Source organism: Komagataeibacter ossonobensis, from assembly GCF_057359305.1.
The window spans coordinates 1-24,150 of sequence record NZ_JBXAYQ010000026.1 but is presented as its reverse complement, the minus strand read 5'-3'; the positions used below and the strand labels follow the sequence as shown (position 1 = coordinate 24,150).

The 24,150-nt window shown below is 63.8% G+C and carries 24 protein-coding genes; 10 read left to right on the top strand and 14 right to left on the bottom strand.

Translation table 11 applies throughout. The features are described 5' to 3' along the window. Nucleotides 1-42: 42 nt before the first annotated feature. Both AC1RQ9_RS13250 and AC1RQ9_RS13245 read left to right on the top strand, forming a co-directional pair. The gene (locus AC1RQ9_RS13250) at nt 43-381 is read left to right on the top strand and encodes a DUF1491 family protein (RefSeq protein ID WP_193732693.1); all 339 of its coding nucleotides are present in this window, start codon (nt 43-45) and stop codon (nt 379-381) included. Between the two features lie 249 nt (nt 382-630). Next, nucleotides 631-1,776 (top strand): OmpA family protein, encoded by a 1,146-nt coding sequence (locus AC1RQ9_RS13245; protein ID WP_485987354.1) that lies wholly within the window; start codon nt 631-633, stop codon nt 1,774-1,776. 105 nt (nt 1,777-1,881) lie between these two features. Here the strand turns inward: AC1RQ9_RS13245 and cysK are convergent, their stop codons facing one another. Further along, a complete protein-coding gene (gene cysK, locus AC1RQ9_RS13240; protein ID WP_193732695.1) occupies nt 1,882-2,871 on the bottom strand; it encodes a cysteine synthase A in 990 nt (329 codons plus the stop codon). Nucleotides 2,872-3,025: 154 nt separating this feature from the next. On the opposite strand from cysK, the gene AC1RQ9_RS13235 reads away from it, so the two are divergent. Beyond that, nucleotides 3,026-3,472, top strand: coding sequence for an RrF2 family transcriptional regulator (locus AC1RQ9_RS13235; RefSeq protein WP_026018474.1), 447 nt, complete (start codon nt 3,026-3,028; stop codon nt 3,470-3,472). Nucleotides 3,473-3,531: 59 nt separating this feature from the next. On the opposite strand, the gene AC1RQ9_RS13230 is transcribed toward AC1RQ9_RS13235, so the two are convergent. Next, on the bottom strand, nt 3,532-3,960 hold the full coding sequence (locus tag AC1RQ9_RS13230; protein WP_193732714.1) for a hypothetical protein: 429 nt from the start codon (nt 3,958-3,960) through the stop codon (nt 3,532-3,534). 400 nt (nt 3,961-4,360) lie between these two features. On the opposite strand from AC1RQ9_RS13230, the gene AC1RQ9_RS13225 reads away from it, so the two are divergent. Together AC1RQ9_RS13225 and parE are read left to right on the top strand one after the other, a co-directional pair. Then, nucleotides 4,361-4,894 carry a hypothetical protein gene (locus AC1RQ9_RS13225; RefSeq protein ID WP_485987352.1) on the top strand — a complete coding sequence of 178 codons (534 nt, stop codon included), beginning with the start codon at nt 4,361-4,363 and terminating at the stop codon, nt 4,892-4,894. Nucleotides 4,895-5,043: 149 nt separating this feature from the next. Further along, a complete protein-coding gene (parE, locus tag AC1RQ9_RS13220; protein WP_485987350.1) occupies nt 5,044-7,083 on the top strand; it encodes a DNA topoisomerase IV subunit B in 2,040 nt (679 codons plus the stop codon). A gap of 157 nt (nt 7,084-7,240) precedes the next feature. On the opposite strand, the gene AC1RQ9_RS13215 is transcribed toward parE, so the two are convergent. The 12 genes from AC1RQ9_RS13215 to AC1RQ9_RS13160 all read right to left on the bottom strand — a co-directional run bounded on the left by AC1RQ9_RS13215 (nt 7,241) and on the right by AC1RQ9_RS13160 (nt 19,262). Continuing rightward, on the bottom strand, nt 7,241-8,782 hold the full coding sequence (locus AC1RQ9_RS13215; RefSeq protein ID WP_485987348.1) for an NADH-quinone oxidoreductase subunit M: 1,542 nt from the start codon (nt 8,780-8,782) through the stop codon (nt 7,241-7,243). A gap of 134 nt (nt 8,783-8,916) precedes the next feature. Further along, entirely contained in the window at nt 8,917-10,779 is a 1,863-nt protein-coding gene (mutL, locus tag AC1RQ9_RS13210; protein WP_485987346.1) for a DNA mismatch repair endonuclease MutL, read from the bottom strand. Nucleotides 10,780-10,852: 73 nt separating this feature from the next. Further along, a complete protein-coding gene (locus AC1RQ9_RS13205; protein ID WP_193732699.1) occupies nt 10,853-11,341 on the bottom strand; it encodes a DUF3035 domain-containing protein in 489 nt (162 codons plus the stop codon). A gap of 94 nt (nt 11,342-11,435) precedes the next feature. Continuing rightward, a complete protein-coding gene (gene lspA, locus AC1RQ9_RS13200; RefSeq protein ID WP_193732700.1) occupies nt 11,436-11,909 on the bottom strand; it encodes a signal peptidase II in 474 nt (157 codons plus the stop codon). 5 nt (nt 11,910-11,914) lie between these two features. After that, the gene (ileS, locus tag AC1RQ9_RS13195; RefSeq protein ID WP_485987343.1) at nt 11,915-14,788 is read right to left on the bottom strand and encodes an isoleucine--tRNA ligase; all 2,874 of its coding nucleotides are present in this window, start codon (nt 14,786-14,788) and stop codon (nt 11,915-11,917) included. Between the two features lie 92 nt (nt 14,789-14,880). Further along, nucleotides 14,881-15,840 (bottom strand): bifunctional riboflavin kinase/FAD synthetase, encoded by a 960-nt coding sequence (locus AC1RQ9_RS13190; protein ID WP_485987341.1) that lies wholly within the window; start codon nt 15,838-15,840, stop codon nt 14,881-14,883. After that, nucleotides 15,837-16,553, bottom strand: coding sequence for an acireductone synthase (gene mtnC, locus AC1RQ9_RS13185; RefSeq protein WP_485987339.1), 717 nt, complete (start codon nt 16,551-16,553; stop codon nt 15,837-15,839). Before mtnC ends, AC1RQ9_RS13190 begins: the two co-directional genes overlap by 4 nt. 23 nt (nt 16,554-16,576) lie before the next feature. After that, the gene (locus tag AC1RQ9_RS13180; RefSeq protein ID WP_485987337.1) at nt 16,577-17,119 is read right to left on the bottom strand and encodes a 1,2-dihydroxy-3-keto-5-methylthiopentene dioxygenase; all 543 of its coding nucleotides are present in this window, start codon (nt 17,117-17,119) and stop codon (nt 16,577-16,579) included. Next, a complete protein-coding gene (locus AC1RQ9_RS13175; protein ID WP_485987335.1) occupies nt 17,116-17,739 on the bottom strand; it encodes a methylthioribulose 1-phosphate dehydratase in 624 nt (207 codons plus the stop codon). The genes AC1RQ9_RS13180 and AC1RQ9_RS13175 overlap by 4 nt, the downstream gene beginning before the upstream one ends. A 40-nt stretch (nt 17,740-17,779) precedes the next feature. Next, a complete protein-coding gene (locus AC1RQ9_RS13170) occupies nt 17,780-18,025 on the bottom strand; it encodes a twin-arginine translocase TatA/TatE family subunit (RefSeq protein WP_227672595.1) in 246 nt (81 codons plus the stop codon). Nucleotides 18,026-18,159: 134 nt separating this feature from the next. Beyond that, nucleotides 18,160-18,624 carry a CHAP domain-containing protein gene (locus AC1RQ9_RS13165; RefSeq protein WP_193732706.1) on the bottom strand — a complete coding sequence of 155 codons (465 nt, stop codon included), beginning with the start codon at nt 18,622-18,624 and terminating at the stop codon, nt 18,160-18,162. Then, entirely contained in the window at nt 18,621-19,262 is a 642-nt protein-coding gene (locus AC1RQ9_RS13160) for a regulatory protein RecX (protein WP_485987332.1), read from the bottom strand. Before AC1RQ9_RS13160 ends, AC1RQ9_RS13165 begins: the two co-directional genes overlap by 4 nt. Nucleotides 19,263-19,554: 292 nt before the next feature. Here AC1RQ9_RS13160 and AC1RQ9_RS13155 point away from each other — a divergent pair, with 292 nt between their 5' ends. The 5 genes from AC1RQ9_RS13155 (at nt 19,555) to AC1RQ9_RS13135 (ending at nt 24,102) form a co-directional block, all read left to right on the top strand. Continuing rightward, nucleotides 19,555-20,760 (top strand): acetylornithine transaminase, encoded by a 1,206-nt coding sequence (locus tag AC1RQ9_RS13155; protein ID WP_485987331.1) that lies wholly within the window; start codon nt 19,555-19,557, stop codon nt 20,758-20,760. Beyond that, on the top strand, nt 20,757-21,743 hold the full coding sequence (gene argF, locus AC1RQ9_RS13150; RefSeq protein ID WP_485987329.1) for an ornithine carbamoyltransferase: 987 nt from the start codon (nt 20,757-20,759) through the stop codon (nt 21,741-21,743). Before AC1RQ9_RS13155 ends, argF begins: the two co-directional genes overlap by 4 nt. Then, a complete protein-coding gene (locus AC1RQ9_RS13145; protein WP_485987327.1) occupies nt 21,740-22,060 on the top strand; it encodes a hypothetical protein in 321 nt (106 codons plus the stop codon). The genes argF and AC1RQ9_RS13145 overlap by 4 nt, the downstream gene beginning before the upstream one ends. 30 nt (nt 22,061-22,090) lie before the next feature. Then, nucleotides 22,091-23,071 (top strand): Hsp33 family molecular chaperone HslO, encoded by a 981-nt coding sequence (gene hslO / locus AC1RQ9_RS13140; RefSeq protein ID WP_485987326.1) that lies wholly within the window; start codon nt 22,091-22,093, stop codon nt 23,069-23,071. Between the two features lie 101 nt (nt 23,072-23,172). Continuing rightward, entirely contained in the window at nt 23,173-24,102 is a 930-nt protein-coding gene (locus AC1RQ9_RS13135; RefSeq protein ID WP_485987325.1) for a hypothetical protein, read from the top strand. The last annotated feature ends 48 nt before the right edge of the window (nt 24,103-24,150 follow it).

Below are 24,150 nucleotides of genomic sequence, written 5' to 3'. Positions count from 1 at the left end.
ACCTCCCGCTGTTTTTCTGCATTACCGGAGAAGTCCGTTCCAATGGAAGAAGCACGTCTGAAAACCGGCATCTGGGTCAAGGCAATGCTGCGCCAGGCTGGACAAAAGGGAAATCCGGGCATGGTGCTGCACCATGGTGATGATGATGCGGGGGGCGTTCTGGTCGTGCTGCTGGGCCGGGGTGGACAGATGTCCGTGCTGGCCCGGACCCTTACCCCCGATGGACGGCAGGCATGGTTCCGCGCTACAGGGGATGCGGCTGTAGATCAGGCCAGTGTGGATGCCTATGTTACAAGGCAGATGGAACGGGACCCGGATTTATGGGTTCTTGAATTCGAGACACCGGATCTGACGCCACCGTTTGAAGCAAAGTTGATATGAAAGACGTGTTTCCACAGGTTTGAAAAAATAATGAAACCGGACCAGACAGGGGTGTGGCATCTTGCACACAGTCAGGTGCGCCAGTTGGCGCGATGGCCCAAAGCAGCCGATTAAGGTGGCGGCAATGGATTGTCAGGGCTGGTTTCTTTCAGCAAAAGAATGCTGATGCTGATCATTCCAGGGAATTGGGCACGTACACCCGACCGGGCCGACATGCCGGAACAGGCCCGTCGAAGGGAGAAGAAGAGTATGAATCTGCGGGACGGATTGCTTGCAGGGTCTTTATTGGCTGCCTCGGTTACCCTGGGATCCGTACTGGTCTCCGCCCCGGTATTCGCCCAGCCTGTTCAGGGCCTGTATATTTCAGGCGCTGGCGGTGCGAGCTTCAACCAGGGACAGGTCATACGTCATTCCTCCGCGCGGGACGAGTTCAAGACAGGCGGCACGGGCATCGGCAGCCTTGGCTGGGGTCTGGGCAACGGATTCCGTGTCGAACTGGAAGGGTTCTACCGCAGCAACGACATGAAGACGGTGGGCGGCAACGCCGCCTATAATGCCCGTGCGGATGGCCGGCAGCAGACATCAGGGCTTATGGCCAATGCCCTGTTCGACCTTGATATCGGCAAAAGCTGGCTGTTCCCGTATTTCGGCGCGGGTATCGGTTACGGCTGGCAGAACATGAACAGCACCATTACCGGCAACGTAGGCGGGCAGAACTACAGCCAGCACGTTGGGGGCACATACGGCAACTTCGCCTATCAGGGCATTTTCGGCCTGTCCTTCCCCATGCCGTTTGCCGTGGGCCTGTCGGCTACAGCGGAATACCGGTTCTGGACCATGCTTGGCCCGCAGTCGCATCATTCCATTGTCAGCGGCAGTGCCGCGGCCCTGTCGGCCATGAACAGCGATTACGGCTTCCGCAACGGCAACCGTGACAGCCGGACCGACTTCAACCATTCACTGATGCTGGGTCTGCGGTACGAGTTCAATCCCGCGCCGCCGCCGCCACCCGCGCCCACCACCGTCGCCGCACCGGCGCCAGCGGAAAACCGGACCTATCTGGTGTTTTTTGACTGGGATCGCAGCGACCTGACCGACCGTGCCCGTTCCATCGTGGCGGTCGCCGCACAGGCATCGACAAATACCCAGACCACCCGGATCGAGGTCAACGGTTACACCGACAATTCGGCAAGCCATCCCGGCCCGCAGGGTGAAAAATATAACCAGGTGCTGTCGCTCAAGCGGGCGCAGGTCATCAAGGCCGAGCTGGTACGTGACGGTGTGCCGGGACCGGCCATCGACATCCATGGCTATGGCGACAGCAACCCGCTGGTCCAGACCGCAGCCAACACGCGCGAAGCACAGAATCGCCGCGTCGAGATCATCCTGCACTGATCCCGGCCATATTCCGGCCGATTATGGAAAAGAAAAAAGCGGCACCCGTCAGGGTAGCCGCTTTTTCCATATGCGCAGGCCGTCAGGCCACGCGAATGGGCTGGATCAGACCAGCCCGGTAAAAAGTGACGTGGACAGGTAGCGTTCGGCAAAGGACGGTGCGATGGTCACGATGGTCTTGCCCGCGTTTTCCGGTCGTCCGGCCAATTGTACGGCCGCATGCAGCGCAGCGCCTGAGGAAATGCCCACCGGCACCCCATCCAGCCGCGCGCACCGGCGGGCCGCCGCGATGGCCTCCCGCTCCGATACGGGAATCACACCATCAAGGGCCGCGAGGTCCAGTGTCCGGGGACAGAATCCCGGCCCGATACCCTGAATGCCATGCGGCCCCGGTTCGTCACCGTTCAGGATGGCGCTTTCCATCGGTTCGACACCAAAGACCTGCAGGCTTTTCTTGCGTGGCTTCAGGCCATGGGCGATGCCACTGGCCGTGCCGCCCGTACCCAGCCCGGCCACAACGATATCGACCTCGCCCGCGGTATCGGTCCAGATTTCCTCTGCCGTGGTCGCGGCGTGGACAGCGGGGTTGGCGGGATTGTCAAACTGACGCGGCATCCATGCATTTGGTGTCTTTTCAAGGATTTCCTCGGCACGCGCGATGGCTCCCGCCATGCCCAGGCGCGACGGTGTCAGTTCCAGCTGCGCATTCAGCAGACGCAGCATCTTGCGCCGTTCGATCGATGCGCCTTCGGGCATGGTCACAATCAGACGATATCCCCGGGCGGCGGCGACGAACGCCAGTGAAATGCCCGTATTGCCCGAAGTCGGTTCCACCAGCGTGGTCTTGCCCGGATGGATCTCACCCCGGCTTTCCGCATCCTCGACCATGGCCGCGCCAATGCGGTCCTTGACCGAACCGAGTGGATTGAAAAATTCCAGCTTCATCAGAACCCGGCTCTGTAATCCATCCTCACGGGTCAGATGCGGCAGCGCCACCAGTGGCGTTCCCCCCACGGTATCGACAATGGAATCATAGACCCTGCCACGAGGTGCTGCAAAACCATACGTGCGATCTGGCGGGGTGGTCTTTTTCATTCGTTATCACTCCTTGTTGCGGAAATGGCCTATTCACGCATACAGTCTGTACATAATCCACCATCCTCCTTAACAGAAGCGTGGATCAATCGGGGGATTGCTGGTAAATGAAGCGGGCTGGTTTCCAAATCCATTCAAAGCGAGGCTGAACGATATGCTGCTCCGGCGGGACAGGACCATGATCGCAATCCTGATCATGCTTGATGTGGCCTTTCACGCAGGGCGCAACGGTACCATCAGTGCGGCCGATATTGCGGAACGCGCGGGTCTGGCCCGGCGGGGGATCGAGCCGCTGCTGCAGACCCTGTCACGGTCCGGCCTGCTGGAAAGCGTGCGCGGACCGCGCGGCGGCTACCGGCTGGGGCGCCCCCGGCGTGATATCCTGCTGTCGGATATCCTGTCCGTCATCACGGCGGAAGACAATACGGATGATGGCCCGATCGGCGGACTGTTCCAGAAGGTGGTCGAACCCTGCTGGCAGGAATTCGACACCATGCTGGATGAGGAATGTCGCAAGATCAGTCTGGATGACCTGGTGCGCCGGGCCGAACATGCCGGCATGCGCCGCCCGCTGCCCGAACCCATCACCTTTTCCATCTGATACGGACCGGGATACGCAATGATGCGTGTCCCGACCCGGTTCAGGGCCGGGATTCGGCCTTATCTTACGGCAGGGGCCGTGACGTTGGCCGTCACGTCCATGTATTCACGCGGCTGCTTTTCACCCGTGATCAGCACGACGCGGAACTTGTCCTCGCCGGAATAGGCGGTGTTGGGCGTGTACGTCACGTAAGTGTGATCGTTGTAGTTGTAGATGAACGCCTTGCCATGCTCAGGTGCCGGAGACACACCAAACGAGGCATAGGGGTGGCCGGCGGAGGCACGCGTCTCGATCGCGCAGTACCCGTCATCGCTACGCACCTGCATGCTGGCGGACTTTGTGTCCTTGCCCGCAGCGGCGGGGCCGGTCACCTGACACTGGCCCGATGCCTTCATGTAATTGTAGGGATTGGGGGTTCCGCCGATACCACCAAGGTTCACGGCCGGTTTGTTGTCACATCCGGCGAGCAGAATGCCCGTCGTCATCATGATTGCAGACAGTCGCAGTCGCACTCGTCAGCTCCGCTGTATTTGATACATACCCGTTATCAGGACAGTTTCGCCCGCGCCGTCCCGTAACGGTCTGGATCGGCACAACGGCTAACCGCTTTGGCATATGCTCTAGAGCAACGCACCCCGGCGGGAAAGACCCGTTGGTCCTTTTACGCAAGCGGACAAGCCCTGCCCGTGTGGCATACCCGCCCCCGGGGGCGCTGTCATCCCACGCGGGCACCATAACGCATCTTTTTGAACATGGGGTGATATCCCTCCCTTTTGGCGACTGCCGGTTTGCGCTATAGACCTGATCCGGATTTCATTCCTGCCGGAATATGCGGGGTCCGTGCATTCCCCGTTGGCAACTGCCCCAATATCTGGAGAACCCGTCCTGATGTCCATGTCGATCTGGCGCGCTGGCGCTGCTGCCCTTGCCCTTATGGGGCTGGTTAATGGTGGGCAGGCACTGGCTGCCGGCCCCTGCTCACCCTCCCCCGCGCATGAGGCGTTTGATGTGCAGGGCCTGAAAAGCGAGCTTATGGTGACGGCCCTGTCATGCGGCGCGCAGGACAAATACAACAGCTTTGTCATGAAATTCCGCACCAAGCTGGCCGCCGAGGAGCATGTGCTCAACAGCTATTTCAACAGCACCTACGGCCGCAATTCACAGCGCCAGCATGATGACTACATCACGCAGCTTGCGAATGTGCAGTCCGAACGTGGTCTGAAATCCGGCACCGCCTTCTGCCAGCAGCGCATGTCCATGTTCGAGGAAGTGCAGGTACTCGACAGTACTGCCGACCTGTCCAACTATGCCCAGGCGAAGGACATCCTCCAGCCCTCGTCCTACCTGACCTGCACGGCGCCCAACCGCCCGGCCGCCAGCACACGCAGCCGCACCCCGGCCCGCCGCACGGTCCGCAGCTAGGCTGTCGCCCCGTTACGGGCACATGAAGAAAAATATGGCCGGACCCGTGTCCGGCCTTTTTCATGCCCGCAAGAGCAGGCATAGTCGATGCCGCGTGCAGGGCCTTACGGCTTGACAGGACGCGATCTGACAGAACAAAAGAACGCTTCATGAACGACGATCTTTTTTCCGCACCTGCAGGCCCCGCAAAGCCCACCCGACGCAAGGTTTCCGCTGCCCCCATGCCTGATAACGCCAAAAACGGCCCCGATACCTATGACGCCAGCGCCATTGAAGTGCTGGAAGGGCTGGAGCCAGTGCGCCGCCGCCCGGGCATGTATATCGGCGGCACGGACGAGACGGCGTACCATCACCTCGCCTCCGAAATCCTCGATAATGCGATGGATGAGGCCGTGGCCGGCCACGCCACCACCATTGACGTGACACTGGAAGCCGGGGACTGCCTGACCATACGCGACAACGGACGCGGCATTCCGGTGGACCCGCACCCGCGTTTTCCCGACCGTTCGGCGCTGGAAGTCATCCTGACCACGCTGCACGCGGGCGGCAAGTTTTCGGGCAAGGCCTATGCCACGTCGGGCGGCCTGCATGGCGTGGGGTCGTCAGTGGTCAACGCGCTGGCGTCGCGCATGGAAGTCGAGATCGCCCGTGACCGCGAACTGTGGCGGCAGGTCTATGAACGCGGCCACCCGCTGAGCGGCGTTGAAAAGATCGGCCCGATCAACAACCGGCGCGGCACGCAGATCCGCTTTACCCCCGACCCGCAGATTTTCGGGCGGCTGCATTTCTCGCCCGTTCGCCTGTACCGGCTGTGCCGGTCAAAGGCGTTCCTGTTCCGGGGCGTGACCATCCGCTGGTCATGCGATCCGTCCCTGATAAAGAATGACGAAGTCCCGGCGGAAGTTGTCCTGCACTTCCCCGGCGGCCTGGCCGACAGCCTGCGTGACGAACTGGGTGACAAGGCGGCCTTGCTGACCGACCTGTGGTCGGGGGATGCAGACCTGCCGACCGGCCCCGACGGGGCGGATACGGGCCGCATGGAATGGGCCATCGCCTTTTTGGAACAGGGCACGGCGGCCCTTGCGTCCTACTGCAACACCATTCCCACGCCCAATGGCGGCACGCACGAGACGGGTTTCCGCAACGCGCTGCTCAAGGGCCTGCGCAACTGGGGTGAACAGCGCGCCAACAAGCGCGCGGCCAGCATCAATGCCGATGATATCCTTGGCTGCATTGCCGCCAAGCTGTCGGTCTTCATCCGTGACCCGCAGTTTCAGGGCCAGACCAAGGAAAAGCTGACCAGCAGCGAGGCCAGCAAGCTGGTTGAAACCGCGCTGCGTGACCGGTTCGACCACTGGCTGGCGGGTAACCCGCAACAGGCGGACAACCTGCTGGCCTTTGTGGTCGAACGCGCCGAGGAACGCCTGCGCCGCAAGGAGCAGAAGGAAACCCCGCGTAAAAGTGCAACCCGCCGCCTGCGCCTGCCGGGCAAGCTGACGGACTGCACACGTGAAAACGCGGCCGAAACCGAGATCTTCCTGGTGGAAGGCGACTCGGCCGGTGGCTCCGCCAAGCAGGCCCGCAACCGTGAGACGCAGGCCGTGCTGCCGTTGCGTGGCAAGATCCTGAACGTTGCCAGCGCCTCGACCGAAAAGCTGCGGGGCAACCAGGAACTGCGTGACCTGGTGGAAGCGCTGGGCTGCGGCATGGGGGAACGCTTTGACGCGACCAAGCTGCGTTATGGCCGCATCATCATCATGACGGATGCGGATGTGGACGGGGCGCATATCGCCTCGCTGCTCATGACGTTCTTCTATCGCGAACTGCCCGGCCTGATCCGGGACGGACACCTGTATCTGGCCCAGCCGCCGCTGTATCGCCTGACACAGGGTGGCAAGAGCGTGTACGCCATGGATGACGCCGACCGTGAGCGGAAGATGAAGAAGGACTTCAAGCCCAACAGCAAGATCGAGGTCTCACGCTTCAAGGGCCTTGGTGAAATGCCGCCGGGCGACCTGAAACAGACCACCATGGACCCCAGACACCGCACCCTGCTGAAGGTCATCACCCCGCCCGAGGACAGGGCGCTGACGCTGGAGCGCGTGGAACACCTGATGGGCCGGAAAGCTGAACTGCGCTTCCGCTTCATTCAGGAACATGCCCGTCAGGTCGATAACCTCGACGTCTGAGACAGCCGAAACAGTAAAGGCCCGGTCACCCCTGCAACAGGATGACCGGGCCTTTTTTACAGGAAGTTTTTGGTGGAGCTTTTTCAAAAAGCTTCAGGAAACGCTGCCTTTTTGAAAAAAGGCAGCAACCAGAAACTTCTATTATTCCCAGTCAGTTTCAACCTGCGCCCTTAAGCGGAACGATCTGCTGCGGATCAATCGTGGCGACAGTCGTTATTGGATGCAGCAGGCTGGTCACGGCCGGGTCAAACACCCGTAGGAACGATCCCGGATGCACCCCCATCCAGATGGTCACGACAGCCAGCGGCACCAGCACGGCCAGTTCCTGTCCCGTCAGGTCACGCAGCAGGGCGACAACGCCCCCCCGGTCCGCCCCGAACAGCACCCGGCGATACAGCACCAGCATATAGACCGCGCCCAGGATCATGCTGGTCCCACCCAGGAATGCCAGCCAGAACGATACATGCAGCGCACCGACCATGACCAGGAATTCCCCCACGAACGCGCCCGTGCCCGGTAGGCCGATATTGGCCATGACAAACAGCATGGCCAGCGTGGCCAGGACCGGCATTTTATGCGCCACCCCGGAAAACGCGCTGATTTCACGCGTTTCAGCCCGCCACGACACGGCGGAAACACAGAAGAACAGCGCCGCAATGACGATGCCATGCGACAGCATCTGGAAAATTGCGCCATCAATTCCCTCAGGCGTCATGGTGAACAGCCCGATGGCGATAACCCCCATATGCGAAAACGAGGAATAGGCAATCACCCGCTTCATGTCCGTCTGCGCCAGCGCGATCATCGCGGCATAGATCACCGCAATCACCCCCAGCGTCAGCACTACCGGCGCGAACATCCGTGCGGCATCGGGAAACATCATCACGCCAAAGCGCAGCAGACCATAAGCTCCCGCCTTGGACAGCACGCCCGACAGCATGACGGATGCAGGGGTCGGGGCCTCGGTATAGGCATCGGGCAGCCATGCATGTAGCGGGAACAGCGGCAGTTTGACGCCAAAGGCGATGATGAAGCCCGCCAGCAGCCAGCACTGCATGGCATGACCGAATCCATGATGCTGCAGCGCCACGATATCGGTCGTGCCCGCCGCATTCCACATGGCCAGCAACGCCAGCAGCATGAACAGCGACCCGCCGAAGGTGAACAGGAAAAACTGCAGCGACGCCCACACCCGCTTCGGGCCACCCCACACCCCGATCATAAGGCTGGCGGGCAACAGCGTCGCTTCATAAAACAGATAGAACAGCACCAGATCCAACGCCGAAAACAGCCCGATCAGCGTTGTTTCCAGCACCAGCATGGCGATCATGTAATCCCGCACCCGTCCCGTCACCTGCCGCCAGCCACCGATAATGGAAAGCGGGGTCAGGAACGCGGACAGCAGCACGAACATGAGACTGATGCCATCAAGCCCGGCATGGTAGGAAATGCCGGCGCTGCTGGCCCAGCCTACCTGCTGTTCAAACTGGATGCCGGGCCGGGCGGGGTCGAATTCGGCCCACATGATCACGGCCAGCGCAAAGACGATGCCGCTGGTCCACAGCGCCACCCATCGGGCAGCGGTCTCGACCGTCTGGGTCGTGCCGCGCGTCAGCAATATGGCCAAAGCCCCGGCAAGGGGCAGATACGTTACAAGGGACAGCAGGATCGGATGCACATTCGGTCTCACATCATCCATGGATAATGGCTGACCCTAGGGGCGTTGCGCCCCGGGAATCCAGTAAGCGCCCGCTCACATTATGCAGAGGCCATGCCCCGTTTTCCATTCAGCCATGCCGTAACGGACATGCGCACGCACTGACCCACAGGGGGTCACCTGCGGCCGAACAAGCGCTCCAGATCAGCTTTTTCCAGCTTCAGCCAGGTCGGCCGCCCATGGGAACAGGTGCCTGAACGGGGGGTGCGTTCCATGTCCCGCAGCAGGGCGTTCATTTCCTCGTGTGTCAGCTTCCGGCCTGCCCTTACGCTGCCATGACAGGCCATACGCGCGATGATCGCGTCCATGCGCGCATCCAGCGCATCGGCCTGCGCGGGGTTGGCCAGATCGTCGGCTTCCAGTTCTTCCGCCAGATCGCGCAGCATGCCCACCGGGTCTTCCTTGCCCAGAAGGGCGGGCATGGTCCGGACCAGGACGGCCGTGCCGCCAAAGGGTTCGATCTCGATTCCCAGCCGGCCCAGTGCCGCACTGAATGACAGCAGGACCCCCACCTGCCGCGCGGGCAGGTCCACCACCTCAGGCAGCAGCAGGCGCTGGGCGCGGATTTCACCACCCAGATACTGCTGGCGCAGGATTTCGTGGGTCAGGCGTTCATGGGCCGCATGCTGGTCCACCAGCACCAGCGCGCCATCCGCCGTCTGCGATACGATATAGGTACCCAGAACCTGCGCCACCGCCGCACCCAGCGGGTGGTCGATGGCAGGCATCATGTCTGCCGCAGGCTGTCCCGGCCCCTCTGGCACGACCTTGCGTGCGGCAGGCGGGGCAGATAGCGGCAATGTCGATTCGGCAAACCCCATCGGCAGACCCGGATCAGGCGCTGCAGGTGCATCGATGGGGGCAGCCAGACGGGTGGAGGCGCCTGCGGCATTGGCGCTGCGTTCAGGCGGATACCAGATCCGCGCGGGCGATGGCCCGCGTGACTGCAACAGGTCGGGCCTGACCCCCGCCACCCCGGCCCCGGTGCCCAGCGCGCGGCCCAGCGAACCGATCACCAGCGCCCGCACCGCAGCCGAGTCGGCATAACGCAACTCCGTCTTGGCCGGATGCACGTTCACATCCACCTGTTCAGGCGGGATTTCCAGCGACAGCGCCACGACGGCATGCCGCCCGTGTTCCATGACATTGCGATAGGCCACCCGCACCGCCGTGCGCAGGACCGGGTCCACCACAGGACGGCCATTGACCATCAGCATCTGCCCGTTGGCCGTGGCGCGATGCACGGATGGCGCGCAGATGAAACCGCTCAGTTTCAGGTCACCGCGCTGCCCTTCCACCGGCAGCAGGCCATCGGCATGCCCCGACTCCAGAATGGCGGCTACGCGTGCGGCCATGTCCTGCACCGGCAGGTCAAGGATCACGCGCTGGTCGAATTCCAGCCGGAAGGCGACATGCGGGGCGGACAGGGCCAGACGGCGCACCACGTTTTCGGCATGGCTGGCCTCGACGCGTGGGCTTTTGAGGAATTTGCGCCGCGCGGGTGTGGCAAAGAACATGTCTTCCACCAGCACGCGCGTGCCGGGCGGCCCGGCGCAGGGCTCGACTTCCCCCACCACGCCGCCTTCCACACGGATCGCCCATGCCGAATCGCTGTCGTGCAGGCGGGACATGACCGTAAGCCGCGCGGCGGCCCCGATCGAGGGCAGGGCTTCCCCCCGGAAACCAAGCGTGGAAATACGCACCAGCGTCTCATCTCGCAGCTTGGACGTGCAATGCCGCTCCACCGCAAGCCGCAGATCGCCAGACGACATGCCACAGCCATCATCCACGACCTCGATCCGGTCGATGCCGCCACGGTCCAGACGGATCTGGATCCGGCACGCGCCGGAATCGATGGCGTTTTCCACCAGTTCCTTCAGGGCCGCAGCCGGACGTTCAATCACCTCGCCTGCGGCGATGCGGTTGACGACCTGCTCCGACAGGCGACGGATGACCGGCTGGCCATTACCAGAAGACATGATTCATACCACGGACCGGATTGCACGCATCTGGCCACATGCCGCGCACCCGGTGGGTGCGCGCCCAGGCCATTTATTTCTTGGGACCGCTGACGGTTGGGGTCGCACCCTGCGTCAGGTTGCGCCCAAGGGCCGAATCCTCACGCAGGCGGGCATTCTCCGCCTTGCCATTCACAAGGTTACCGGCCCCCCCGCCATGCCAGAACATCAGCTTGTCAACAAAACTGGTGTCGGCACGACCCATCTCACCCTTGTCCTCCGCATTGGAAGCAACCTGGGCTTCACCCACCAGCGCGGTCTGGCCTGCGCTGTCAGTGCCATCAGCGCCCTGCAGCGCCACATTGGGGGACAGCGTTTCCAGCGCCTGCATGCGCGGGTTGGTATCCTGCGCACGCTGGATGGCGTTGCTGTTGGGCGCGCCCAGTTCATCGGACGGTGGCATGGACAGCGGCGCACGGGTGGTGACCGTGTATTCGTCCGGCAGGCTCCGCTCCAGCCCGAAGGCGCGCGAAACATCGGCACCGGTGCAGCCTGACAACAGGAAGGCGCCCGAGACAAGCATTGCACAGGAAAGGGGTCTGAAAGCAGAAATCGCCATATCTCGCCTATTACCGTTAGTGGAACGGTTCGGCAAGCATGTGCAGGCCGCGCCTCCCCTAGTTTGCATCGCGATTACGCATATTGTCGATAATCAGGATCGCAACACCGCAATCAATCATGGCATCGGCGATGTTGAACACCGGCCATGACCAGCCAAAAGCATGGGCGTCAATGAAATCAACCACCGCGCCAAAGCGCAACCGGTCAATGACATTGCCGATCGCCCCCCCCATGATCATGCCCAGCGCAACCGCCACCCACCGGCGCGGCGTGCGTGCAAGCCATACCGCCAGCCCCGCCACGATCGCCAGCGCCGCAACAGAAAAGATGATGCGCCCGGCCGCACCGGCACCGCCCAGCATGCCGAACGTGATGGCATGGTTCCACACCATCGTCAGGTTCAGCACCGGCAGCAGCGGCACGCTTTCACGCGCGGGCAGGTCATAGATATCGAGTATCCAGAACTTGCTGGCCTGGTCGGCCACCAGCGCGCCCAGCAGGCACGCGCCGCCCAGAACACGGTTGTTCATGAAGGTTACGCCCCGTCCCGCACCACATCGACACAGCGCAGGCACAGTTCGGGGTGGGCCTTGTCCTGTCCCACTTCCTCCAGCACCTTCCAGCAGCGCGCACATTTATGCCCCGCCGCGACACTGATGGTGGGAATGCCATGCGGCACGCCCTCCTGTGCCCCGTCCTCGTCCAGATAGATCGAACCGGCCCCCGCGATCACGTTCACATCCGCCTGCGAGACGATGGTCAGTTCCGCCCAGTCCACGCCGTCGAACCGTGCGGCTTCTGCTTCCGACAGCGGCAGGTCGAGTGCCGCCTGAAGCGATGACTTGACCATGCCGTCACGACGCGCGGTCTCGATTTCGGTCGTAATGACCCGACGCACCGCGCGCAGCATGGCCCAGCGGTCCCCCAGTTCCGGATCATGCCACTGCGTCGGCAGTTCGGGGAACGGCTGCAGGTGGATGCTTTCGGTATTGCCGGGACGGGCCAGCCATGCCTCCTCCGCCGTGAAGACCAGCACGGGGGCAAGCCACGCGCACAGGCAGCGGTGCAACTGGTCCAGCACCGTGCGCGCCGCGCGGCGCTTCAGGCTGGATGCGCCATCACAGTAGATGGTGTCCTTGCGCACGTCGAAATAGAAGGCCGACAGGTCGGCGGCACAGAAGCCATGCAGCGCGGGATAGACACCCACCCATTCATGCGTTTCCACCGCACGCGCCACAAGGCTGCCCAGTTCGGACATACGGTGCAGGACCCAGCGTTCAAGTTCGGGCAGTTCCCCGAAGGGCACGCGCTCGGCTTCGGTAAAGCCGTCCAGCGCACCCAGCAGCCAGCGCAGCGTATTGCGCAGGCGGCGATAGAGTTCGCCCTGCTGCTTGAGGATTTCCTTACCGATGCGCAGGTCATCATTCGTATCGGAGTTCATGACCCACAGACGCAGGATATCGGCCCCAAGGCTGTCATTCACGTCCTGTGGCGCGATGACGTTTCCCAGGGACTTGGACATCTTGCGGCCCTGCTCATCCAGCACGAAACCGTTGGTGACCAGCGCCTTGTACGGCGCAATGCCGCGCGTGCCGACACTTTCGAGCAGCGAGGACTGGAACCAGCCACGATGCTGGTCGGACCCTTCCAGATACAGGTCGGCGGGGAACGGCATGTCGCCATGCCCCAGCACGAAGGCATGGGTCGAACCGCTTTCGAACCACACATCGACAATATCGAACACCTGTTCGTAATCGTCGGGGTTGCGGCCCTCACCCAGGAAGCGCGCGGCGGGGGAACTGTACCACGCATCGGCCCCTTCCGCGCGGAAGGCGGTGACGATGCGCTCCATCACCGCGGCATCGCGCAGGACCTCGCCCGTGCGTTTTTCCACGAATACGGCAATCGGCACACCCCACGCACGCTGGCGGCTTATGCACCAGTCGGGACGGCCCGCCACCATGGATGTCAGGCGGTTGCGCGACTGCGCGGGCACGAACGTCACCTTTTCCAGCGCCGTCAGTGCGCGTTCACGCAGGTGGCCTTCGCCATCCATGCTGATGAACCACTGCGGGGTGGCGCGATAGATGATCGGCGCGCGCGAACGCCATGAATGGGGATAGGAATGAACCAGCACGGCCCGCGCCACCAGACCACACGGTGCCGTGCCCGCCGCCACGGCGCGCTGCATGGCTTCCAGCAGGGCCTGGCAAACCGGTTCGGCCGCCTTGAACACATGGCCACCGGCAAACAGCGGCACCCAGTCGGCATACCGGCCATCCCCCAGCACCATTTCGGTGATTTCCAGCCCATAGGCGCGGCCAAGGTTGAAGTCGTCCTCGCCATGGGCGGGGGCGGTATGGACCAGGCCCGTGCCCGCTTCGGTCGTGACATGCGCGCCGGGCAGCAGCGGCACGTCGAAATCATAACCCTGCCCCCGCAGCGGATGGGCGCAGATGGCGCCTTCCAGCGCGCTGCCCGGCAGGGTGTAGAGCACATGATGGGCGGTAACGTCCGCTGCCTCGCAGAAAGGCGCGATCAGGTCCTCGGCCACCAGCACGCGGGCTTCAGGTTCCAGCGTCGCATTGTCGCCCACGCCATCAACGCGCACCACGGCATAGGTGATGTCGGGGCCATAGGCGATAGCGCGGTTGGCAGGAATGGTCCACGGCGTGGTGGTCCAGATCACGGCCGCCACGTCCTTCAGCGCCTTCGCCGGCGTAGGGTCGGTCACGAAGGGGAAGGCCACGTGGATGGCGGTGGATTCGTGGTCGCGGTATTCGATCTCGGCTTCGGCCAGCGCGGTTTTTTCAACCGGGCTCCACATGACCGGGCGCAGGCCACGATACAGCAGGCCGTTGAGTAGGAATTTGCCAATTTCCCCCGCGATGGCCGCCTCGGACGAAAAATCCATGGTGGCGTAGCGGTTGGCCCATTCCGCCTGCACGCCCAGACGGCGGAACTCACTGGCCTGCGTATCCAGCCATTTCTGGGCATAAGCACGGCATTCGGCACGGAACTGCAGGACCGGCACGCTGTCCTTGTCCTGCCCGCGCTTGCGGTATTCTTCCTCGATCTTCCATTCGATCGGCAGGCCGTGACAGTCCCAGCCCGGCACGTAATGGATACCGTAGCCCGACATGCGGTGGGCGCGGTTGATGACGTCCTTTAGGATCTTGTTCAGCGCGTGGCCGATATGCAGGTGCCCGTTGGCGTAGGGCGGGCCATCATGCAGCATGAACACGTCACGGCCGCGCGCCTGTTCAAACAGGCGGTCATCGAGCTTCTCGCTCTCCCATCCCGCCAGAATCTCCGGCTCCCGCCTGGGCAGGTTGCCCCGCATGGGAAAGGAAGAGGTCGGCAGGAAGACCGTCTCCCGGTAGAGATCCTGTGGTTTTGACTCGGACATGGCCTGTTCTGTTCTTCTGGCAAGGGGAAGTGCATGCGCAACCGGGCGGCCCGCATGCTGGGCAACGTTATGGGGACCGCGACGGCGCGGGGTCAAGTTCTGGCGGATACGGGCGCGAATTCGTGGGTGGACAGGTACGCCATCGCCTGCGTGCAATCGCGCGCAATCTGTTCTTTCAGCGCATCCAGACCGTCAAACCGGCGTTCGGCCCGCAGCAGGGTATGCAGCGCCACCGACAGGGTCTGGCCATACAGGTCACCTGAAAAGCCCAGCAGGTGGACCTCCAGCCGACTTTCCTGCCCGTCATTGATGGTTGGCCTGCGGCCGATATTGGCAACGCCGGGATAGACGCTGCCATCGGCCATGCGCACGCTTACGGCATAGACCCCGCGCGCCGGTTCCAGATGGCGGCCCAGCGCGATGTTGGCGGTGGGAAAGCCCAGCAGGCGGCCACGCTTGTCCCCATGCTGGACCACGCCACGAATCGACCACGGGCGGCCCAGTTCCTCCGCCGCGCGTTCGGGGTAGCCGTCCTGCAGCAGCCGGCGGATGCGGCTGGACGAATACGGACCCAGCGCATCGGACAGCGGCGGCACGACGCTCAGCCCGATCCCCAGTTCGGCAGTGCGCTCGGTCAGGAAGGCGACATTGCCGCGCCTGCGGTGGCCAAAGGCGAAATCCATGCCGCAGGCGACATGATGCAGCCCCAGCCCTTCATGCAGGACGCAGGTGACAAAATCCTCGGCACTCATGGCGCTGAATTCACGGTCGAACGCGATCTGGAACACATGCTGGACACCAAGGGCGGACAGCGCGGCAAAACGTTCCTGCGACAGTGTCAGGCGAAAGGGCGGATCCTGCGGGCGGAACAGTTCACGCGGGTGGGGTTCGAACGTCACGACGGCCAGCCTGCGGTCAGGACGGGCCGTATGCAGGGCCTGTATCAGATGGGCATGGCCCAGATGCACGCCATCGAAATTGCCCAGCGCCGCCACGGCGCCGCGCGCGGTATCGGGAATATCGCGCCAGTCAGTATGCAGGTGCGCCTTCATGCCTGCACCGCGCGGGGCAGGCCAAAGCGTTCGGCCGCTTCATCCAGCGTCGCGGCCACGGGATGCGTGGTGCCGGGCTGCGTACCATCCTGCGGGCGCACGATCTGGCAGGTACGCAGGCCCGCCTGCGCCGCCGCATCCAGTTCGGCCACCACATCGGACAGGAACAGCACATCGCCCGCCTGCCACTGCGCGTCCTGCAGGATTTTGGTATAGCTTCGCGCATCGCGCTTGCCGCCCATCTGCAGGTCGTAAAAGCCGACGAACACGCTGCTCAGGTCGCCATCGGTCGTATGGCCATAAATCAGCTTCTGGGCCGCGACCGAGCCGGATGAATAGACCGCCAGCGCCAGCCCGGCCGCCGCCCAGCAGCGCAGCGCCGGTGTGACATCAGGATACAGCGTGGCCTTGAGCACGCCATCGGCATAGCCCTGCGCCCAGACCATGCCCTGCAGCGCCTTCAGGGGGGCGACCTTGGCATCGGCATCCATCCAGGATTCAAGCTGGCGCAGGGGCGGCACGCCGGGGGTAAGACGGGCGATTTCTTCCACCTGCGCACGCACGGCCGGGTCATCCGCCCGTTTGCGCAGCAGTTCGGGCAGCGCCTTGCGGGCATAGGGGAACAATGTGTCATGGACGAAGGAAACCGGTATGGTCGTTCCCTCAATATCCAGCAGCACCGCACGTACTGGCGGCTGCGTGGCCTGGGTCACGTTCTCATCTCCCTCAGTGCGGGTCAGGCTTCAACGGGGAAGCGGGCCGCGATGTCACTGCCTGTATATTGCGCGATCCACCCATCGGGGTTGGTGAAAACGCGCAGGGTTACGAAATCCGGTGCCTCCCCGCCATCAAACCAGTGGGGAATGCCAGCAGGCACCGAAATCAGGTCCCCCGCCGTGCAGCGCACGTCATATACGCGCCCGCCCACATGTAGGATGAAATCCCCCTGCCCGTGAACGAAAAAGCGGACCTCGTCCTCGCTATGGACATGTTCGGACAGGTATTTGCCGCGCGCCTGCGCCCAGCCCTGTGTCTCGGGGCCAACACGCAGCACATCGGCCGAACCCGCACCCGTCTCGCCCATCAGCTGGTCCAGATAGGGACGGTAGGCATCCAGCACCTCGGCTTCGGGTGCCGTGCGCGGGGGGACGACGGGGCTGTCCCAGCGTTCGAAGCGCACGTTGATCGCCGAAAGTTCGGATGCGATCCGCTTCGGGTCGGTCAGGTGGATGATGGGCGTGCCGGGATTGTTATCGGCATAGACATTCAGGCTGCTCATCGGAACTTCCTTTCTTCCAGTTCGCAGGCCAGCAGGAATTCCAGCCCTTCCAGCCGGGCTAGCGCGGTATCCATGTCCGCCCCCCACACATACACCCCGTGGCCACGGATGATGTAGCCCGCGCACATGCCATCCAGATGGGGTGCGACGATACCGGACAGGCGGGCAATGTCCTGGTCATTATCGAATATGGGCACGTGTAACTGTGCCGCATGGGTTTTCTGGCCCGCGAAAACCTTCTGGACTTCGTAATTTTCCAGCACCAGCGCGTCCCCCCCCAGCCGCGACAGCACGGTGGAGGCGACGGAATGGCCATGCAGCACCGCGCCCGCCTTCGGGTCATGGGCATAGATCTGGCAGTGCAGCAGGGTTTCGGCGCTGGGCCGGTCGCCTGTGGCAAGCGGCCTGCCCGCCGCATCGACGCATATGACCCCGTCCGCCCCCAGCTGCCCTTTGTGGCCGCCCGACCGCGTGATGGCCAGATTGCCGTCGGGCAGGCGGATGCTGATATTGCCCGCCGTGGCGGGTACCCAGCCGAAACGGTCCATGCGCCGCCCCGCCGCCATGATCTGTTCCACCGCACGGCAGTACGCCCCGGCCGGAAACACTGCTTTATCCATTACGCCGCCCATCCACGCGCCACCGGCGCGCGGCCCATCATCATTTCACGTTGTTGGTCGAATGCTGCGGCGCTTCGGTAAAGGAGGCGTCCTTTTCCTTGCCCGGCCCCTGGATATGGCCGGTGGGCACCGGCTCCTCCGGGGTGTCATCCGCCATGTTCTTCTTGAACGACTTGATCCCGCGCGCCATGTCACCCATGAGCGAACTGATCTTGCCACCGCCGCCAAACAGTACCAGCACCACCACCAGCACGATCAGCCAATGTCCCCAGCTCAAGCTACCCATCGCATCCCTCGATCCGCGTCCATGACGCAAAATACCGTATTTCCCATCCGCCATCCCATATGGCGGCGGCCTGCCCTTCCCCGCCTATGTGAGGGGAGAGGCGGTGATATGCAAGCACCCCCACCGGTTCCCGGTCAGCCTGCCGGCAGGATAAACCCGTAAGCAGGATAGACGGTTTTGCCCATGTCGTGAATGGGGGACCACCAGACCTTTACCCGCGACCAGTCATTGCGGGCCGACACATCGATCACCGGTTCGCCCCGGCCGACGCGCCCGGGCACCCAGTTGGCCTGGTCCACCAGCACCTCACGCGGGCTGCGCACCGAACGCACGACCGATACATGCCCGTCAGGCAGGCGGCCCGTGGCGCGGAACACCAGCACGGCCCCCGCCCGTGGCGCATGGGTGCGTGGATAATGGCCCTGCGCCTGTCCCCACCATGACGCGGCCGCCCCACTCAGCTGCACATGCGTGACCTGCCTTGCATAGGGCGCGCACTGCACCGCCCCGTGCCAGCCATGCCCGCTGCCGCCGCCCGCGCATGCCGCAAGCGACAGCAGGCTGCCCATGGCAGCAATCCGTGCCAGCACCTGCTTCATGCCATCCTCATGCGCATGATCCTGTCCTCCGCCTCCCCCAGTTCCATGTCCAGCGCCCTGCGCGCCGTATCATGGGTGAAACCTGCCCGCGCCATGGCATCCATGGCGCGGCGGTAGCGTTTATCCGCCTCGGCTTCGTCCGCATCGGGGCGCACGAAGGGGCCGGCGCGACGCTTGCGGGCAAAGACAAGGGCTGCGGCCAGTTCGGTTTCCCGCCCTTCACCGTCCCGCGGGCCAAGGGCTTCATCCACCGCGTGGCTCACCGTAGCCTCATCCACGCCACGCACGCCCAGATGGGCCGCGACCATGCGGCGCGAGCGGCCCGCGCGGGTAAGGGAGCGGGCGCGGAATTCGGAAAAACGGGCGTCATCGACAGCACCCAGCCCCTCCATATCCGTCACGATACCGGCAATGGCGCCGCGTGCGGGCTGCACGGCGCGGGTCGCGTCCCCTTCATCCATGCCGCTGCTGACCGCGCGGCGCACCCAGCGGTCGATATGACGCGCAAGCACCCGTTCCACACCCACGCGGGTCGCGGAAAAGCGTGCAAGATAGGCAAGTGCCACCTCACGCAGCCGGGCTGCATCCGGCACGGGGGCAAGCGGTCGGGGGGCGGAACGGGAAGGACGGGCGACCATGTCCCCTACTGTGCCACAGCCATGCGCCCACGCCCATCATTATGCGCGAATGTATGGCTGCCATGGCCATGACGGGGGCGGAAATGGCGCGAAGGTTGCATTTCACACAGGCGGGTCATATTCTTTCTTTTTCCGGCCCGACAGACGGATGCAGGACGGCGCGTTGGATCGCCACCCCCGTTGGTGGCCGGAGAAATCGGAAAACGGAATATGCCCACCCCCATGGCGGTGGGCCGTTTTCGTTTCTGAACCCCGATCCTTTTTCTTTGACCTGAAATCACAAGGCTGTTCCATGATTTCCGCCCTGATGCCGAATTACAATCGCGCCGACCTCGCTTTCGAGCGCGGCGAAGGTGCCTGGCTGTACACGGTGGACGGGCGACGATTCCTCGATTTCGGGTCCGGTATCGCCACCTCCTCGGTCGGGCACAACAACCCGCACCTTGTCGGCGCCATCACACAGCAGGCGCAGCGCGTGATGCACGTGTCCAACCTGTACCGCGTGCCGCAGGCCGAGCTTCTGGCACAGCGGCTGGTGGCCAACACCTTTGCCGACAGCGCCTTCTTCTGCAATTCCGGCGCGGAAGCCAACGAAGGCATGATCAAGATGATCCGCCGCGCTCAGGCGAAGTCCGGCCACCCCGAACGCACGCGCATCATCTGCTTCAACGGCGCGTTCCACGGGCGCACGCTGGCGACGCTGTCGGCCACGGGCAATCCCAAATACCTCGACGGGTTCGGTCCGCGGGTGGAGGGATTCGACCATGTGCCGCTCAACAACATGAATGCCGTGCGCGACGCCATCGGGGCGGAAACGGCCGGCATCATGATCGAGCCGGTACAGGGCGAAAGCGGCATCCATGTCGCCACCCCGCGCTTCATGCGCGAACTGCGCGCGGTATGTGACGAGTACGGCCTGTTCCTCGGCGTGGATGAAGTCCAGTGCGGCATGGGGCGCACGGGCCGCCTGTTCGCCTATGAATGGTCCGATATCACGCCTGACATCCTGTCCACCGCCAAGGGCATTGCCGGCGGCTTTCCCATGGGCGCGGTGCTGACCACCGAAACCATCGCGAAGCACATGACGCCGGGCAGCCACGGCACGACCTTTGGCGGCAGCCCGCTGGCATGCTCGGCGGCAAATGCGGTGCTGGACATCCTGCTTGCCTCCGGTTTCCTTGAAGGGGTACGCGCACGGGCGGCACAGCTGGATGCGGGCATTGACCAGCTATGCGCAACCTATCCGGATGTCTTTGCCAGCCGTCGCGGGCTTGGGCTGCTGATCGGCCTGAAGTGCAGCGCCGATGTGGCGCTGGTGCAGAATGCCGCCATTCTTGAAGGCATGCTGAGTGTCACGGCGGGCGATAACGTGCTGCGCATGCTGCCCCCCCTGACCGTGACCGAAGCCGACTGTGCCGATGCCCTGTCCATGCTGGACCGTGTGGCCGTGCGGGTACGCGCCCATGTCGCCGCCGCCAAGCCGGAGAACGTGGCATGAACGCGCTGCAGGCCCCCACCCACGTGACCCCGCGCCATTTCCTTGACCTGCGTGACCTTGACCCCGCGACGCTGCGGGCGATCCTGGATGTCGCGGCCGGGATCAAGCGCATGCAGCACCATCGCGCCCGCCCGCTGCACCCGGCCCTGCCGGTGCACGGACGCGCGCTTGGTCTCATGCTGTCCAAGCCATCCACGCGTACCCGCGTCTCGTTTGAAGTGGGGATGCAGCAGCTGGGCGGGAACGTGATCCTGCTCTCACCCGCCGACATGCAGTTGGGCCGGGGGGAAAGCATTGCCGACACCGCCCGCGTGCTGTCGCGTTTTGTTGATGCCATCGTGCTGCGCACCGGCAGGACGGAAAACCTGCGCCAGCTTGCACGGTGGAGCAGCGTTCCCGTCATCAACGGCCTGACGCCGGATTCGCATCCGGTGCAGATCATGGCCGACATCATGACGTTCGAGGAGCATCGCGGTCCGATTAAGGGACGCACGCTGGCATGGGTGGGCGATGGCAACAATGTCGCCACCTCCTTCATCGAGGCGGCGGCCCTGTTCGGCTTCCGCCTGCGTCTGGCCACCCCCGCGACGCACGCGCCATCGGTCGCTGCCGTGGCGTGGGCGCGCGAACAGGGGGCGGACATCACTGTCACGACCGACCCCGTGGCAGCGGTCAGGGGGGCGGATGCGGTCATTACCGATACGTGGGTCAGCATGTCCGACAAGGAATCGGCACAGCGCATCAGCGCGTTCGAGCCATACCGTGTCGATGCGGCCCTGATGGCACATGCGGCACCCGATGCCCTTTTCCTGCACTGCCTGCCTGCCCATATCGGGGAAGAGGTGACGGAAGACGTGTTTGAAGGCCCGCATTCCGTCGTGTTCGACGAGGCCGAAAATCGCCTGCATGCGCAGAAGGGCATCCTGGTCTGGGCGCTGTGTGGCGAGGACTGGCAGCAATATGGAAAGGAACCCACGGCATGACCGGACCGGCCGAACAGCCCGCCCTGCCCACTGGCACCGAAGACACGCCGGAAGTCCCCGGCTGGGCGGAAAAAAGCGTGCGTGACATCTTTGCCGCCCTGCCCACCCGTGACACCCGCATTGACGCGGTGCGTGACGCCTATCTGGACTGCATTGCCGGCGCGGGCCGCACGGAAGACCTGGATATGGAACATGACCGCTGCCGCCAGCGTGCCATGACCACGCTGGAGGCGGATGGGCTGCTGCCATCAGGCCAGCTGAAAGACCTCGACCAGCGCCTCGCCGCGCTGGAGGCGGACATTACCGCCAATCTCTGATCACCCACGCCCCCGGCAACGGGGGCCGTGATGCTGCGGGTTTCTGCCATGACTGCCAATAATCCCTCCCCCGCCTTTCTGGACGCCAGCCGTCCCGATACGCCCGATCTGGTCGTGACGCAGGGTGTCGTGCCGTTCTATCTGGACCACCGGCCGGTGCGCGGCCGGCTTGTCCGCCCCGGCGTGCTGACCGACACATTGCTGACCCGCCATGACAATCCCGACGCCGTGCTGCGACTGGCGGGGGAAGCGCTGGCGCTGGTGGCGGCCCTTGCGTCGTCCCTGAAGTTCAAGGGATCGTTTTCCCTGCAGGCCAAGGGCGATGGTCCGGTCAGCCTGCTGCTGGCGGACTGCACCGATTCCGGCGCGCTGCGCTTCCATGCCCGGTCGGATGACGAACAGGTGACCGACCTGCTGAAAACCACCCCGAACCCGACCGCCAGCCAGCTGCTGGGCAAGGGTTACATTGCCTTCAGCGTCGATCAGGGGCCTGACACCGACATCCATCAGGGCATTGTCGAGATGAATGGCGAAAGCCTGTCGGAAATGGCCGCGCATTACTTCGCCACCAGCGAACAGCATGCCTGCTGGGTCAGGCTGTTCTGTGAAAAGACACCTGCGGGCTGGCGTTCTGGCGCGCTGGTGATGGAAAAGATCGCCATGGATGGCGGTGTAGACAACGACATCACGACCGAAGAAGGCGATGATGCGTGGGAAACCGCCGTCACCCTGGCCACGACGCTGACGGCGCGCGAGGTGCTGGATGACAACCTTTCGTCGGGGGACCTGCTGTACCGCCTGTTCCATGCCGAAGGACTGATTGCGGGCCAGCCGCGTGCGCTGGCGTTTGGCTGCCGCTGTTCGCGCGCGCGCCTGTCGGGCATTCTGGAGACCTTCCCGCTGGATGACCTGGACCATATGGCGCAGGATGGCACGATCACCATGAACTGTTCGTTCTGCAACCACAGCTTCCACTTCCAGCGTGATGAGATCGGCGGCAAGGCGGCCTGATGCTGTCCTGCCCCTGTTCCACCGGCGCGTACCATGGCACGCTTGCAGGCCTGACCTGACCTACCGCGCCGTGCGCGCCTGCTGTTACCGGGATACAATCCATGCGACCGAACCGTTCGCCGCTTTTTGCCCCTGCCCTGCGCCGCAGCCTGCGCACGGCACTTGTGGCCAGCCTGCCGTTCCTGACGCTGCCGCTGTGCGATCCCGCCTACAGCCGCAGCCATCATCACGATGACACCCCTGCCACGTTCGAGGGACCGCAATATGGCGACGCCCAGCCGCTGAACCTGAATGTGGCATCCATCTCGATCGTGGACCGGGGGCAGCCGGGACTGGTGCCGGGCGACCTGTCGGGTCGCGCACCCAACCCGCCCGACCAGCTCCTCAAGCAGATGGCGCATGACCGACTGATTGCCGCTGGCAGCGGGGGCGAGGGTGTGTTCACCATCGACCGGGCCTCCATCCTGCATGAGCCGGGTGGCATACTGGACGGGCAGCTGAACGTGCATCTGGATGTGACCTCGGCCGATGGCCGCCGCACGGGCTATGCCGTGGCCCAGGTCACCCGGTCCTATGACCCGAAGCGCAAGCACGGCAACAGCGACACACCGGAAAACCTGAATACCCTCGCCAACATGATGCTGGTGGACATGAGCAAGGAACTGGAAAACCAGATCCGCAACAATCTGGGCAACTGGCTGGTCACCGGACAGGGACAGGTACCCAGCGGCATCGTTGCACAGCCGCTGGACGGGAGCGAGGAACCGCAGCCTGCCCCGACCACACAGGCCACGCCCGCCCCGGATACCAGCACCATGACCATTGGCGGCGGCCCGACCGATGTCCCGGCCGCGGCGCCTGCCACGCCCACCCCGGCACAAGCGGCCCCCAAGCCCGCGAATACGGGACCAGATGCCATCTTCCCCTCCGGCTATCCATCCGATGACGGGGACAGCGCGACACCGGCGGCCACGCCGCAACTGCGTTCCCCCCCGCCGGGAAACCTGACGCTGCCAGGCAGCGCCAACTGATCTTTCCGGCCCCTGTTTTGGGGGGCGTATTTGAAAATAAAAGTTTTT